This window comes from Celerinatantimonas sediminis (assembly GCF_046054195.1).
Lineage (GTDB): Bacteria > Pseudomonadota > Gammaproteobacteria > Enterobacterales > Celerinatantimonadaceae > Celerinatantimonas.
The window spans coordinates 130,692-145,127 of record NZ_JBEQCS010000001.1 but is presented as its reverse complement, the minus strand read 5'-3'; the positions used below and the strand labels follow the sequence as shown (position 1 = coordinate 145,127).

Here is a 14,436-nt window from a genome sequence, read left to right as displayed (position 1 = left end):
ACTTAATGAATCACCTTTAACAGGTTGTAAGGATAAATCATGACTGAAGCAACTATTCCCAATCAGCTGCGTCAAAAATTACACGCCAAAGAGAGATTAATCGGCTGCTGGTCGGCCTTATCAAACCCAATCTCAACTGAAATTTTAGGTATGGCTGGCTTTGACTGGATTTTATTAGATGTAGAACACTCAACGAACGAATTCAGCGACCTCATTCCACAGTTAATGGCTTTAAAAACGAGCCCTAGCGAAGTAATCGTGCGCCCGCAAATCAACCGCCCTGAAGTTATCAAAAAGCTGCTTGATATCGGCTTTTATAACTTCTTAATTCCTTACGTTCAAAACGAAGAACAAGCCAAATTAGCAGTGGCTGCAACACGCTATCCACCTAAAGGCATTCGCGGCGTCTCGGTTGCTCATCGCAGCAATAAATTCGGCACATTGGAAGGTTATTTCGACCAAATTGATGAACAAATCAGTGTCATCGTCCAGATTGAATCACAAGAAGCGGTTAACAACGTTGAGAAAATTGCAGCAGTCGATGGTGTTGATGGCATTTTCATCGGTCCTGCGGACCTTTCCGCATCGTTGGGTCATCTTGGTAACCCTAACCATCCAGATGTACAAAAAATCATTCAGCAGGTCTTTAGCGTTGCAAAAGCTGCTAATAAAGCCAGCGGCATTTTAGCGCCAAAATATGAAGACGCGCAGCGTTACCTTGAATGGGGCGCAACCTTTGTTGGCGTGGGTTCAGATTTAGGCCTGTTTAAAGGCGCATGTTTCGCTTTAGCACAACGTTATAAATAGTCGTTTCGGCAACAACACAGATATTTCTTACCAAGGAGTTACGCATGACTAGTAAAAAAGTTGGTTTCGTCGGTTTAGGTATTATGGGTAAACCTATGTGTAAAAATTTACTCAAAGCCGGTTATGAAACCGTTGTTTATGATCACAACCATGAGTCCATTACCGAACTGGTAAAAGCTGGAGCCGTTGGCGCTGACTCATCCAAAGAAGTAGCCCAGCAGGTCGATGTTGTCATCACCATGTTGCCAAACTCACCGCATGTTAAAGAAGTTGTGTTTGGTGACAAAGGACTTGCCGAAGGCTTTAAATCAGGCAGTACTCTGATTGATATGAGCTCAATCGCACCACTAGCAAGCCGCGAAATTGGAGCAGAATTGGCTAAACTGGGTGTGGAAATGCTTGATGCACCTGTTAGTGGCGGTGAACCCAAAGCAATTGATGGCAGTTTGTCAGTCATGGTTGGCGGTAAACAGGCCGTCTTTGATCAATATAAAGCGCTGCTCGATTGCATGGCAGGCTCAGTGGTACGCACTGGCGAAATTGGCGCAGGTAACGTCACAAAACTTGCCAACCAAGTCATTGTTGCAATTAACATTGCAGCTATGTCAGAAGCTTTAACTTTAGCAACCAAAGCTGGGGTTGAACCTGAATTAGTTTATCAAGCCATCCGCGGTGGCCTAGCTGGCAGTACCGTTTTAGATGCCAAAGCGCCGATGGTATTGAGCAATAACTTTAAACCAGGTTTTCGCATTGATTTGCACATCAAAGATCTTGCCAATGCCCTTGAAACAGGCCATGGCACTCACAGCGCCCTACCGCTCACTGCATCAGTTATGGAAATGATGCAAGTGCTTAAAAATGAAGATCTGGGTGGATGTGACCACAGTGCCTTAGCCAAATATTATGAAAAATTGGCCAACATTGAAGTTCGCAAATGATTGATAGGCAGCTAGTTGGTCCTAGCTGCCTTGTTTACTTCATTTGATTTTTTAGATGGATATCTACTATGAAGATTGTTATCGCTCCGGACTCATTTAAAGAAAGCCTGAGTGCTTTTGAAGTGGCTAATTATATCGCCAAGGGATTTCAACAGATTTATCCGCATGAACGCTATGATTTAGTCCCCGTGGCCGACGGCGGTGAAGGCACCGTTCAGGCGCTAGTCAATGGCATTAATGGCCGCATTATTACTCTTGAAGTTACAGGCCCTTTAGGGCAGTCAGTCCCAGCACATATTGGCTTTTCCAAAGATGGCAAAACAGCCATCATCGAAATGGCAACAGCCAGCGGTTTGATGCTAATTGATGAGTGTGAACGCAATCCTCTGCTCACCACCAGTTATGGTACCGGTGAGCTCATGTTAGAAGCGGCAAAACGAGGCGCTGAAAATATGATCCTTGGCGTTGGCGGAAGTGCCACCAACGATGGTGGGGCCGGTCTGCTCCAAGCAATTGGAGTACGCTTATTAGATAGAAATAATCAAGATATCGCATGGGGTGGCGGAGCCTTGAGCGAGCTTTGCAAAATCGATGTCACTCAACTTGATCCAGCACTTAAAAAATGCCGAATTACTATCGCCTGCGATGTCACTAATCCGCTAATTGGTCCAGAAGGCGCATCAGCCATTTTCGGTCCGCAAAAAGGGGCTGATGAAGCGATGATCGACCAGCTCGATCGTAATCTGGCGCACTTTGGTGAATTACTTGAAGATTTAACAGGTCACACCATTATTCAGTATCCAGGCTCAGGAGCTGGTGGCGGGATATGCGCGGCACTTTTAGCTTTTTTAGATACTCATTTGTGCTCAGGAATAGACTTGGTCATGGAGGCGGTTGATTTAGAAAATCGTCTTAAAGATGCCGACTTAATTATTACTGGCGAAGGCCGAATTGATAGCCAAAGCGTTCATGGCAAAGTTCCGATTGGTGTCGCAAAACTGGCCAAAAAATATCACAAACCTGTGATAGGCATAGCAGGAAGCTTAAGCCATGACGTAGAAGTTGTGTACAGTCACGGTTTGGACTGCGTTTTCAGTGTCATACTAAAACCTTGCTCGCTTAAAAGTGCGTTAGATGAGGCATCAATCAACCTTCAGACGACCGCTAGAAATATTGCCCAGTTATTAGATATAGGACGACAAATCGGCCGCTCGTGCGTTGCTGACGTTCAATTAAGTTCTGTTGAACATTTGTCATAGTTGATAATGGCGATGAGATCATAATGGACGCGATTATTTCCACAAAACCGCTGAGTTATCCGCAGCCCAATAATAGTAGTTACGACTACCAACGCGGGCTTGATCACCGATTGGCACAAGAAATTGTTTCTCGAACCATGAACATTATTCAATGTAACGTCAATATCATGGATGAGCATGGCGTTATCATCGGTAGCGGGAACATGGAGCGAATTGGCGAGCTACATGAAGGCGCTTTGCTGGCACTGGCAAATGGCGAGATGTTCTCCATTAATGATAATTTGATGCAACATCTTCGCGGCGTACAACCCGGTATTAATATGCCGATGCGCCAAGATAATAAAATTGTTGGGGTGATAGGTTTAACTGGCGATCCGCAAAAGCTGCAGCAATATGCCAAATTAGTCACCATGACGGCAGAAATGATGCTTGAGCAATCGCGCCTACTCACGATTTTGGCGCAGGATCAACGTCTTCGTGAAGAGCTCGTTTTAGCCCTTATTCGCAACGAAACTTTAAGTGAAGAACCACAAGAGTGGGCTCGGCGGCTGGGAATAGATTTAAACGAAGCGCGAATTGCCGTGGTGATTGAAATCGACTCAGGGCAACTGCCGGTGAACGATACAATCTTTGAGCTGCAATCTCTGTTAAACCAGCTCAAACGCCCCGATCATCACAACCTTGTGGCTCGGGTATCTTTAAACCAAATAGTGGTCTTAAAACCGGCTTTTAATCGCACCGGGGTGCTCAATTATTCTTGGTTAAAACAACGAATTGAGCGCTTTTATAAAGATATTACTGGCCAAGGAAAGCTACAACTGCGAATTGCCTTAGGGAGCTATTTTGATGGTGAAGGTGGCATTTGCCGCTCTTATCACACCGCGTATACCACGTTAAAAATAGGCAAAACTTACGCGCCAAAGCAGCGTATTTATGACTATCAACAATTACGCCTACCCGTATTATTGGACTATCTTCGCGACAGTTGGCAGACCACCGAATTCACCCGTCCGTTAGAGCGTCTTAATACCATGGATACTAACGGATTATTGCGTAAGACTTTACTGACATGGTTTAACCACAACATTCAATCAACACCGACGGCCAATGCGCTATATATCCATCGCAATACGCTGGAATATCGCCTGAATAAGGTTCACGATCTCACCGGGCTCGATATTCGCAATAACTTTTTTGATCGCATGTTGTTGTATATTGGATTGCAGCTGAATGAGGCGCTTGGTCAACAATAACACAGAGCTTTTCTATTGCTCATCGCTTGATTAAACTAACCTTACCATCCTATTTACGAACGAATGCCTTGTGGAACAAAGCTCATCAACTAATTCTCATCAAGCGCCACAGCTAGATCGCACCGAAAAAAGGCTGTCAACTCTTGAAAAAGACAAGATGCGGCTTTGGAAAATGCAAAATGACCAGCATGTGCAAATCGACCAGCTGACGCAACAATTGGATGTATTAAATCAAGCGCAAGGTAAACAACAGCAGAGCGAACAGCAGTTTAATCAGCAAAATGGGCAACTTCATCAGGAATTGAATCGGCTATCACTGACGTTAAAACGAACGCGCAGACTATTATATTTGGCGGTCGTTTTATTGCTGTTGGTTTGTGTCAGTCAAGTTGACTGGCAGCCTCTGTGGCAAGCCAGCCAACATGCTCTTAGCTTATTGCAGGCTCGAATGACCAGCTAGAGAATCAAGGATCGGGCAATCCGGCAAGTTGTTTCCGGCGCAACACCCCACTAATTGATGCAAGCTGTCACGAAGTTTAGATAACTGGGCGATGCGCTCTTCAATTTCACTTAAATGCGCATTAGCAATTCGCCTTACATCTGATGATGCTCTATTCTTATTGACATATAGCGATAGTAATTGCTCACACTGTTCTAAACTAAACCCAATTTTACGACAATTACCTAAAAACCGTAATTGGTCCAGCTGAGCCTGAGAATAGCTACGATAACCGTTATCAGCACGTTGAGCTCGAACCAATCCGATGTCATGATAATAACGAACGGTTTTTACCGATAAACCACACCGTTTTGCGACTTCTCCGATCTTCATGATTTCCTCCTATTCCTATCCTTCGCCTCAGCTTAATGCTTCGATGGCCGCCAGCGGGTCAAACGAACAGAGTTCGTCACAACCGACACAGAACTAAGAGCCATTGCCGCACCCGCTATCGCAGGGTTTAGCAAACCAAAAGCGGCAAGCGGAATACCAATGACGTTGTAGCCAAATGCCCAGAATAAGTTCTGCTGGATAATCCGCCAGGTTTGACGAGCTAAATGTACGGCATCGGCAACTAACATCGGCTCATCACGCATCAGCGCAACATCCGCACTTTCGATGGCAAGGTCACTACCGCTTCCCATGGCAATGCCGACATCAGCTTGAGCCAGCGCAGGCGCATCATTGACGCCATCACCGACCATCAGCACATGATGTCCTTGCTGTTGGCGTGTTTTAACCTCATTGAGTTTATCTTGAGGTTTAAGCTCGCCTTGCCAATCGCTCAAACCAAGCTGATGAGCTAAAGCATCAGCCACACGTTGCTGATCCCCCGTTAACATCACGCTGGTGACGCCAGAGCGCTGCAATTTGGCAATGGCGGCAGCGGCATCTTCACGTACAGGGTCGGCAGTTGCAATAATACCGTGTAATTTGCCATCAATCGCGACATAAACACTTGAACCACTCATATCCATCGCCGCCATGCGTTTTTGCCAACTTTCATCGAGCGCAATCTCAAATTTTTCTAAAAGCGCCTGATTCCCAATCAATACATTGGTTTTAGCATCGTTATCAAGGGTGGCCGAAATTCCCATCCCAGGATAGCTATCAAAGTGCTCAAGCTCGATGAGCGGCTGCTCATTCGCGGCTAGCATTGCTTTGGCAAGAGGATGTTGGCTTCCCTGCTGAGCACTTGCGACCAATTGCAATAACAGCTCTTGAGAGCCTTCACAATCAACAGCGTGAAGTTTCGGTTCACCCACCGTTAAGGTTCCGGTTTTATCGAAAATGACTTGATCAATCTGTCGGGTTTTCTCTAACGCATCAATATTGCGGTATAAAATACCATACCGTGCGCCACTGCCAGTACCGGCAACTAATGCCGTTGGGATGGCCAACCCCAAAGAACAAGGACAGGCGATAACCAGCACCGAAATGGCAGCAATAGCGCCATTGGCCCAGTCAGAAAATGCCAAGCCCCAAACTAAAAAGCTGACAACGGCAATAGAAAGAACAATCGGCACAAAGTAAAAACTGATTTTATCAGCTAGTTTTTGCACTGGCGCTTTGCCCGCTTGGGCATCACTGACCATCTGGATCATGCGCCCCAAGGTGCTGTCTTCATTGGCTCGAGTAACTTCGATTTTAACTAGCCCTTCACCGTTAAGGCTTCCGGCTAAAACAGTGTCGCCTTGTGGGTGAGCGACGGGTTCACTTTCGCCAGTAATGAGCGCTTCGTTAAAGGCTGAACTGCCCCATCGAACAATCCCGTCAGCAGGAACCTTCTCACCGGGTTTAATCAGCAACCAATCGCCTGCTTTAAGGCTGTCTACGCTCACATCAACGCTGTTATCCCCATCAATGCGATGAGCCTGCATTGGCGCTTCATTAATCAGCTCAGAGACCGCTTTAGCGGCGCGAGCTTTCGCCCTAGATTCAAGGTAGCGACCAAATACAATCAAAGTGATAATGACCGCAGCACCATCGAAATAGAGATGCTGCGAATGACCACTTAAATGCAGCCAAACACTGTAGCCATAGGCTGCGAACGTCCCCATGGTGACCAGCGTATCCATGCTGCTTGAGCGATTACGCAGCGCATGCCAAGCGCCTTTGATAAACGGCCAGCCAATGATAAATTCGACCGGAGTGGCTAGCAGCCACTGCCAACCCCCCGGTAATGCGGCGATAGGAAAGATCATTGGCACCAGGAGCGGGATGGTCAGCACAATGCTCACGACCAATCGCCATGGAAAATCCGCGCTCGTTTTCGGTGCCTCAGGCTTTACCGCAGAAGAGTCTCCTTCTACTTCGTAGCCCGCATTTTCAATTGCTTGTTTAATTGTGCCATCTAAGCCAAGACCTGCGACAATTGTCACATTCGCTTGGCCAAGCGCGTAGTTTACTTCAGCATTAATCACGCCAGGAACTTTCGCCAGAGCGCGCTCAACAGCTGCAGAACAACCCGCACAGCGCATTCCTTTAATGTGCACTAAACTTGACTCGGTTGTTGCTGGATAACCAGCTTTATCCAAGGCTTCAACGATTTCACCTAATGAGTTAGGATCATCAAGTTCGATATGAGCTTGGTTCAGTGCTAGGTTCACGCTAGCAGATTTCACCACACCCAAATCATTGAGCGTTTGCTCGACTCGGCTTGAGCAGCCGGCACAACGCATCCCCTCAACAGGGATAGTTAATGAATCAGACATTGTCATCTCCTCATGGTCACTTTTTGGACACGCATTAACTATAAACCTTCCTACAACAGTAAGGTCAAGCTGTTATACCTTCTAAATGGGGAGCTTTTTTGATACGCATCAACAAGGTGTGTCAGCAAGATACAGATTTGCCGCATAAGATTTCGTTATAAACGCATCGATAGTCCTCTTTCGTTCGTCAATTTAACTTATATTCAACGACAAGAGAGACCGAGCTCATATATCTATAAATCAAGGGCACAAAGGTGCAGATAGGAATCGTTTTTATTCGTTAGTGGCCCGGCAAAAAACTTGCCAAGGTATAGCGTTTTAATCCAGATATAATTTGATAATTTGGGACTTAAACACCAGAAAATGTTAGAATGATGCAAAAGTCGCTATATACTTTTTAGAGGTGGTTTTGAGGCTATTTCAGCACCTGTAAATCACCTCAAATTTAGCTTTTATGATAATACTCAATAAGCGTGATGATTCAGCCCGCAGAACGATTATTTTTTGGCCGTGAATTATCAACATGCCCTAGAGTTTATCCGCCTTCCGGTATAAAATAATCGGTCATTTCGAGATCTAATGGAGTTGCGTGTGAGTGTGTCGTTATGGCAGCAGATTGTCAGTCGATTGCAGGATGAATTGCCGGCTACAGAATTTAGTATGTGGATCCGTCCGTTGCAAGTTGAACAGGCAGATGAACTGCTGACGTTATACGCGCCGAATCGCTTTGTTTTAGACTGGGTCAAAGACAAATACGTGATTCGAGTCAACGCGCTACTTGAAGAGTATTGTGGTCATGATAAGCCGAAGCTGCGCTTTGAAGTGGGCAGCCGTCCAGTTCGCCAGCAACCTCAACCTGAAGTTGCCACACCATCAGCATCGCCAGCACCAGTTGCGTCTGTTGTCGCTAAACCCGTGTATCAGGAGCGCAGCTGGGATCGAGATAATACTAGCCCCGCGCAAACCATTAATCATCGCAATAACATAAACCCCAAGCACAAATTTGATAACTTCGTAGAAGGTAAGTCAAACCAGCTAGCTCGAGCTGCAGCTTCGCAAGTTGCGAGCAATCCGGGAGGAGCCTATAACCCACTATTCTTATACGGTGGTACAGGCTTGGGTAAAACACACTTATTGCATGCTGTCGGCAATGGTATTTTGGAGCGCAAAAGCAACTCGCGCGTGGTTTACATGCACTCTGAACGATTTGTTCAGGATATGGTAAAAGCGCTGCAAAATAACGCGATTGAAGATTTTAAACGCTACTATCGCAGTGTCGATGCGCTGCTTATCGATGATATTCAGTTTTTTGCCAATAAAGAGCGTTCTCAAGAAGAGTTCTTTCATACCTTCAATGCGCTGCTGGAAGGGAATCAACAGATTATTTTAACCAGTGACCGTTATCCTAAAGAGATTGATGGTGTTGAAGACCGACTAAAGAGTCGCTTCGGCTGGGGGCTGACCGTTGCTATCGAACCACCCGAGCTTGAAACTCGCGTCGCGATTTTAATGACCAAAGCTCAGGAAAATAATATTAGTCTGCCCGATGAAGTTGCATTCTTTATTGCCAAGCGACTGCGCTCTAACGTGCGTGAATTAGAAGGCGCATTAAACCGCGTTATTGCCAATGCCAATTTTACCGGACGCGCCATTACCATCGACTTTGTCCGAGAAGCGTTGCGCGATCTGTTAGCGTTACAGGAAAAACTGGTAACTATTGATAATATTCAGAAAACCGTTGCTGAATATTATAAAATTAAAGTAGCGGACTTGTTATCAAAGCGCCGTTCACGCTCAGTTGCCCGCCCTCGTCAATTAGCGATGGCTTTAGCCAAAGAGTTAACCAACCATAGCTTGCCTGAAATCGGTGATGCTTTTGGTGGCCGTGACCATACTACGGTACTACATGCTTGTCGTAAGATTAATCAGCTACGCGAAGAAAGCCATGATATCAAAGAAGATTATCAGAACTTAATTCGTACTTTGTCCTCATAGGTAATGTCATGCAATTTCAAATTAACCGGGAAGCGTTAATCAAACCTCTGCAATTGGTCAGTAGCGCCATTGGCGGTCGGCCAACGGTGCCAATTTTGGGCAATATTTTGCTTGTAGTGAGTGAAAATTCGCTCTCACTGACTGGTACTGATATGGAAGTAGAGCTTATCGCTTCGCTCGACGTTGAAAGTGCACAGCAATCAGGCTCGGTCACCGTTCCGGCCAAGAAATTCGTCGATATCTGCAAAGGTTTGCCTGATGGTTGCTCCATTGAGTGCAAAGCGCAAGGGGATCGTTTGCAAATTCGCTCGGGGCGTAGCCGCTTTTCATTGGCCACATTGCCCGCTGAAGATTATCCCAATGTGGACAGTTGGCAGCCGCAACTGGACTTGGCTATCAATCAAGCAGTTTTAAAGCAACTAATTGATAATACACAGTTTTCTATGGCTAGCCAGGATGTTCGATATTATCTAAATGGGATGTTGTTTGAAACCGAAGGACAAACACTTAAAACGGTTGGCTGTGACGGGCACCGAATCGCGGTTGCATCCACAGATTTAGGTCAGCCTCTGGAAAGTCTTCAGGTTATTGTCCCACGTAAAGGTGTGTTAGAACTGATTCGCTTGCTCGACCAAGATGACGCGATGGTTCAAATTCAAATTGGTGCAAATAACATTCGCGCCAGCGTTGAAGGCTTTACATTTACCTGCAAATTAGTTGATGGACGTTTCCCTGATTACAAACGCGTGATTCCTAACGGTGGCAATAAAGTACTTATCTCCGGACGCGAAGAACTGCGCCAAGCATTTTCACGAGCCGCTATTTTATCGAACGAAAAATTTCGTGGCGTTCGTTTGCAGTTAACCGGGCAAACCTTAACCATTACAGCGAATAACCCTGAACAAGAGGAAGCAGAAGAAATTCTAGATGTTGCTTACCAAGGGGATGATTTAGAAATTGGTTTTAACGTGTCTTACCTTTTAGACGTGCTTAATGCGCTTAAATCTGACCAAGTACGCATTACTATGTCAGACAGCATCACAGGCTCAATTATCGAAGATAGCGAGCAAAGTGGTCAGGCATTGTATGTCATCATGCCGATGCGTCTGTAGTAACGCCTCTTTAGTTTTTATTCATGGCAATTGACGCACTGACAATGACCAATTTTCGCAACATTAGTGAACAGCGGATGCAGTTCAACTCTAATTTAAATGCGATTATTGGTGACAATGGCAGCGGAAAAACAAGCATTTTAGAAGCGCTATATTTACTCGGATTTGGGCGCTCATTTCGAAGCTCTCGAATCCGCCAGGTTGTTCAGCATCAACAACCCCAGCTGGTTTTGTTTGCACAGGCTAATCAACATCGGATTGGCCTGTGCAAACAAGTATCAGGTGAAACACAACTACGAATCGATGGTGAAACGGTTCGCACTCAAGCTGAATTGTCAAAGATACTGCCGATTCAGTTGATTCACCCAGAAGGATACAGCGTGGTAAACGGCAGTCCCCGTTATCGCCGAGCTTATCTCGATTGGGGAGTGTTTCACGTGGAACAACAATTTCAGACAGTGATGCATCGTTATAAACGCTTACTCAAACAGCGCAATGCGCTGTTAAAGCGGCGAGCTAGCTATCAGGAATTGTCATTCTGGGACCGAGAGTTGGTAACTCAAGCCGAAGCAATCTGCCAGATGAGGCAGGATTATTTTGCTCAACTGGTTCCAGAAATTCAGCGAATTGCTGAAGATTTTTTACCTGAGTACAAATTTGAATTTAGTTTGTATAACGGGTGGAATCATGACTCAAGTTTGACAGAAATACTTGAGCAAAATTATGAACGGGAAAAGCTAATGGGATTCACCCTTGCCGGTGCTCATAAAGCTGATATCCGAATTAGAACTGAACAAGGGAACGCAGCTGAAACGATTTCCCGAGGCCAGTTGAAGTTGTTGGTTTGTGCCCTGCTTTTAGCGCAAGGGCAATACGCATATCGTGTATTAAATAAACCAACTATTTATTTAATTGATGACTTCGCTGCCGAGCTTGATCCAAATAAACGAGCGCTTTTAGCGCAATATTTGCAACGCAATAGTGCGCAAGTATTTATTACAGCGATCGAGCAGCAAATGCTAGAAGGCTTTGATTTAACCGATAGCAGCCTGTTTCACGTGAAACAAGGCAGCATCACACAACAGTAAACGAGAGCGAAACATGGCTGAAAATAATTATGGTTCGTCAAGCATTAAGGTCTTAAAAGGTCTTGATGCAGTGAGAAAACGTCCTGGAATGTATATCGGTGATACCGATGATGGCACTGGACTACACCATATGGTCTTTGAGGTGGTCGATAACTCCATTGATGAAGCATTAGCAGGCTACTGTAAAGATATCGTCGTCACCATTCACGGCGATGGTTCCGTTTCTGTCACCGATGATGGCCGAGGCATCCCGGTAGACTTACACGAAGAAGAAGGTGTTTCTGCGGCACAAGTAATTATGACCGTGCTTCACGCCGGCGGTAAATTTGATGACAACTCATATAAAGTTTCTGGTGGTCTGCACGGCGTTGGTATTTCCGTTGTTAATGCTTTGTCAGAAAAACTAAAATTAGTGATTCGTCGTCAAGGCCACGTCTACGAACAGTACTACAAACTGGGCGAGCCAGTAGCCGAGTTAAAACCAATTGGTGAAACCGATCAAACCGGGACAGCAATTCGTTTCTGGCCAAGCGACACCATCTTTACCAAAACAGAATTTAGCTACGATATTTTAGCTAAACGTCTGCGCGAGCTATCCTTCTTAAACTCTGGCGTCTCAATTATCTTAAGAGACGAACGAGATGATAGAGAAGACCACTTTATGTATGAAGGCGGTATTAAGGCATTTGTTGAATACTTAAATGCTAAAAAAACGCCAATTCATGATGCGCCTTTCTACTTCACCTCAGATAGAGATGACGGAATTACTGTCGAAATTGCCATGCAGTGGAATGACAGCTTCCAAGAAAACATCTACTGTTTTACCAACAACATTCCACAACGTGATGGTGGTACGCACTTGGCAGGATTCCGCTCTGCCCTAACGCGCACACTCAACACCTATATGGATAAAGAAATTGGTAAAAAGAATAAGACTAACGCCGCTGGCGAAGATGCTCGCGAAGGGTTAACCGCAGTTGTCTCGGTCAAAGTTCCAGATCCAAAGTTCTCAAGCCAGACTAAAGACAAGCTAGTTTCTTCAGAAGTTAAGACCGCTGTAGAACAGGCAATGGGTGAAAAATTTAGCGAGTTTTTGCTTGAACAGCCGGCAGCTGCTAAAGAAATTACGCAGAAAATTGTCGATGCGGCTCGTGCTCGAGAAGCCGCTCGAAAAGCTCGTGAAATGACACGGCGCAAAGGCGCGTTAGATTTAGCAGGGCTACCTGGCAAACTAGCTGATTGTCAGGAAAAAGACCCAGGCCTTTCTGAACTGTATATTGTGGAAGGGGACTCAGCGGGTGGTAGTGCCAAACAAGCACGAAATCGGCGTAACCAAGCCGTCCTGCCGCTGAAAGGTAAAATTCTTAACGTTGAAAAAGCGCGTTTTGATAAAATGCTTTCTTCTCAAGAAGTCGCAACTCTAATTACCGCACTCGGTTGTGGTATTGGGCGCGATGAATATAATCCAGATAAAACTCGCTACCACAATATCATTATCATGACCGATGCCGATGTGGATGGTTCACACATTCGTACCCTATTGCTCACTTTCTTCTATCGCCAGATGCCAGAAATCGTTGAGCGTGGTTACGTTTATATTGCCCAACCACCTTTATATAAGATGAAAAAAGGCAAACAAGAGACTTACATCAAAGATGATTTAGCCTTGGTTGAATACTTCACATCTCTTGCATTAGATGATTCGAGTTTACATGTCAGTGAACATGCACCGGCGATTCAAGGCGCTGCACTGGAAAGCATGGTTCGTCAGTATCGTACCGTACAGAAAATGCTGGACCGTTTAGCGCGTCGCTACCCTCGCGATTTGTTAAATCAGATGATCTACCAAGAGCCTTTGCTTGCTGAACAGCTTAAAGATGAAGCAGTGCTTAAAGAATGGATGGAAGCACTCGTTAAATCCGTGAATGACCGACTGCCAAAAGGTAATTTCTATAAAGTGGAACTTGTTCGCCATAAAGAAGTACCTGTTTGGGAACCTCGGGTTCAGTATCGTATGCATGGCGTAGATACAGAATATCATTTTGAATATGAATTCTTTGAAAGCCATGAATACGAACGCATCGTTGAGCTGGGTAAAGTCATCGGGAATCTGATTGAAGAAGGTGCTTACGTTGAACGCGGCAATAAGCAATATCCAGTAACTAGCTTTGAAGAAGCACTGACCTGGTTAATGAACGATTCTAAAAAAGGAATTTCAGTTCAGCGATACAAAGGTCTTGGTGAAATGAACCCAGAGCAGCTGTGGGAAACCACAATGGATCCGGATTCTCGCCGTATGCTTCAAGTTACCGTCGATGATGCAATTGCTTGCGATCAGTTATTTACGACTCTAATGGGTGACCAAGTTGAGCCTCGCCGAGAATTCATTGAAACCAATGCGTTAAATGTTGCGAACTTAGATATCTAGTTCTGCTAATTAATTAGCATTGATGCACACAAAACCGGGATTATTTCCCGGTTTTTTATTCTCCCTACCCCCAGATATAATACCTATATCCCATCTTTTTTGTATCTCTAAGCCCAGCGATTCGATTCTCAAGAATCTCAATTACGTTATAAATTTTCTTTTTTCTTTGCTACCAATTCTGCCGATATCTCAGAGCAAGCTACCAAATATTGACTAGCACATCATTGTGCATTGTGAAGGACAATTAAAAAGAGAATTTAATCTACAATAATTCAATTGGTTATTTAAAAATTAAGAAAAAATTTGAAAAATTTATCTTGAAAAATCTCGACTCACACCCATT

General features: G+C 45.0%; 11 protein-coding genes. 9 read left to right on the top strand and 2 right to left on the bottom strand.

All coding sequences use genetic code 11. From position 1 onward, the window contains the following. Positions 1-39: 39 nt before the first annotated feature. From garL to ABTQ23_RS00685, 5 genes are all read left to right on the top strand, one after another. Complete coding sequence (gene garL, locus ABTQ23_RS00705) at positions 40-807, top strand: 2-dehydro-3-deoxyglucarate aldolase (RefSeq protein ID WP_408613698.1); 768 nt, start codon at positions 40-42, stop codon at positions 805-807. Between the two features lie 44 nt (positions 808-851). Then, a complete protein-coding gene (garR, locus tag ABTQ23_RS00700) occupies positions 852-1,745 on the top strand; it encodes a 2-hydroxy-3-oxopropionate reductase (RefSeq protein ID WP_408613697.1) in 894 nt (297 codons plus the stop codon). A gap of 68 nt (positions 1,746-1,813) precedes the next feature. Next, entirely contained in the window at positions 1,814-3,004 is a 1,191-nt protein-coding gene (locus ABTQ23_RS00695) for a glycerate kinase (RefSeq protein ID WP_408613696.1), read from the top strand. A 23-nt stretch (positions 3,005-3,027) separates the two neighbouring features. Further along, positions 3,028-4,257, top strand: a complete 1,230-nt coding sequence (locus ABTQ23_RS00690) for a sugar diacid recognition domain-containing protein (RefSeq protein ID WP_408613695.1) — start codon at positions 3,028-3,030, stop codon at positions 4,255-4,257. A 70-nt stretch (positions 4,258-4,327) separates the two neighbouring features. Further along, positions 4,328-4,717 (top strand): hypothetical protein, encoded by a 390-nt coding sequence (locus tag ABTQ23_RS00685; RefSeq protein ID WP_408613694.1) that lies wholly within the window; start codon positions 4,328-4,330, stop codon positions 4,715-4,717. On the opposite strand, the gene cueR is transcribed toward ABTQ23_RS00685, so the two are convergent. Further along, positions 4,691-5,089, bottom strand: a complete 399-nt coding sequence (cueR, locus tag ABTQ23_RS00680) for a Cu(I)-responsive transcriptional regulator (RefSeq protein ID WP_408613693.1) — start codon at positions 5,087-5,089, stop codon at positions 4,691-4,693. The genes ABTQ23_RS00685 and cueR overlap by 27 nt on opposite strands. A gap of 32 nt (positions 5,090-5,121) precedes the next feature. Further along, complete coding sequence (locus ABTQ23_RS00675) at positions 5,122-7,470, bottom strand: heavy metal translocating P-type ATPase (RefSeq protein WP_408613692.1); 2,349 nt, start codon at positions 7,468-7,470, stop codon at positions 5,122-5,124. A 579-nt stretch (positions 7,471-8,049) separates the two neighbouring features. Here ABTQ23_RS00675 and dnaA point away from each other — a divergent pair. From dnaA to gyrB, 4 genes are read left to right on the top strand one after another with little or no spacing between them, the layout of a single operon-like run. Continuing rightward, positions 8,050-9,465, top strand: coding sequence for a chromosomal replication initiator protein DnaA (gene dnaA / locus ABTQ23_RS00670; RefSeq protein ID WP_408613691.1), 1,416 nt, complete (start codon positions 8,050-8,052; stop codon positions 9,463-9,465). A gap of 8 nt (positions 9,466-9,473) precedes the next feature. Then, positions 9,474-10,577: a DNA polymerase III subunit beta gene (dnaN, locus tag ABTQ23_RS00665; RefSeq protein ID WP_408613690.1), complete on the top strand. Its 1,104-nt coding sequence runs from the start codon at positions 9,474-9,476 to the stop codon at positions 10,575-10,577. Positions 10,578-10,600: 23 nt separating this feature from the next. Then, positions 10,601-11,665, top strand: coding sequence for a DNA replication/repair protein RecF (gene recF / locus ABTQ23_RS00660; protein WP_408613689.1), 1,065 nt, complete (start codon positions 10,601-10,603; stop codon positions 11,663-11,665). Positions 11,666-11,678: 13 nt separating this feature from the next. Further along, complete coding sequence (gene gyrB / locus ABTQ23_RS00655) at positions 11,679-14,093, top strand: DNA topoisomerase (ATP-hydrolyzing) subunit B (RefSeq protein ID WP_408613688.1); 2,415 nt, start codon at positions 11,679-11,681, stop codon at positions 14,091-14,093. Positions 14,094-14,436: the final 343 nt, after the last annotated feature.

Coding starts and splice junctions, on each gene's coding strand:
- ABTQ23_RS00695 (WP_408613696.1), top strand. CDS start 1,814: ATGAAGATTGTTATCGCTCCGGACTCATTTAAAGAAAGCCTGAGTGCT.
- dnaN (WP_408613690.1), top strand. CDS start 9,474: ATGCAATTTCAAATTAACCGGGAAGCGTTAATCAAACCTCTGCAATTG.
- recF (WP_408613689.1), top strand. CDS start 10,601: ATGGCAATTGACGCACTGACAATGACCAATTTTCGCAACATTAGTGAA.
- gyrB (WP_408613688.1), top strand. CDS start 11,679: ATGGCTGAAAATAATTATGGTTCGTCAAGCATTAAGGTCTTAAAAGGT.
- cueR (WP_408613693.1), bottom strand. CDS start 5,089: ATGAAGATCGGAGAAGTCGCAAAACGGTGTGGTTTATCGGTAAAAACC.
- ABTQ23_RS00690 (WP_408613695.1), top strand. CDS start 3,028: ATGGACGCGATTATTTCCACAAAACCGCTGAGTTATCCGCAGCCCAAT.
- ABTQ23_RS00675 (WP_408613692.1), bottom strand. CDS start 7,470: ATGTCTGATTCATTAACTATCCCTGTTGAGGGGATGCGTTGTGCCGGC.
- dnaA (WP_408613691.1), top strand. CDS start 8,050: ATGGAGTTGCGTGTGAGTGTGTCGTTATGGCAGCAGATTGTCAGTCGA.
- garR (WP_408613697.1), top strand. CDS start 852: ATGACTAGTAAAAAAGTTGGTTTCGTCGGTTTAGGTATTATGGGTAAA.
- garL (WP_408613698.1), top strand. CDS start 40: ATGACTGAAGCAACTATTCCCAATCAGCTGCGTCAAAAATTACACGCC.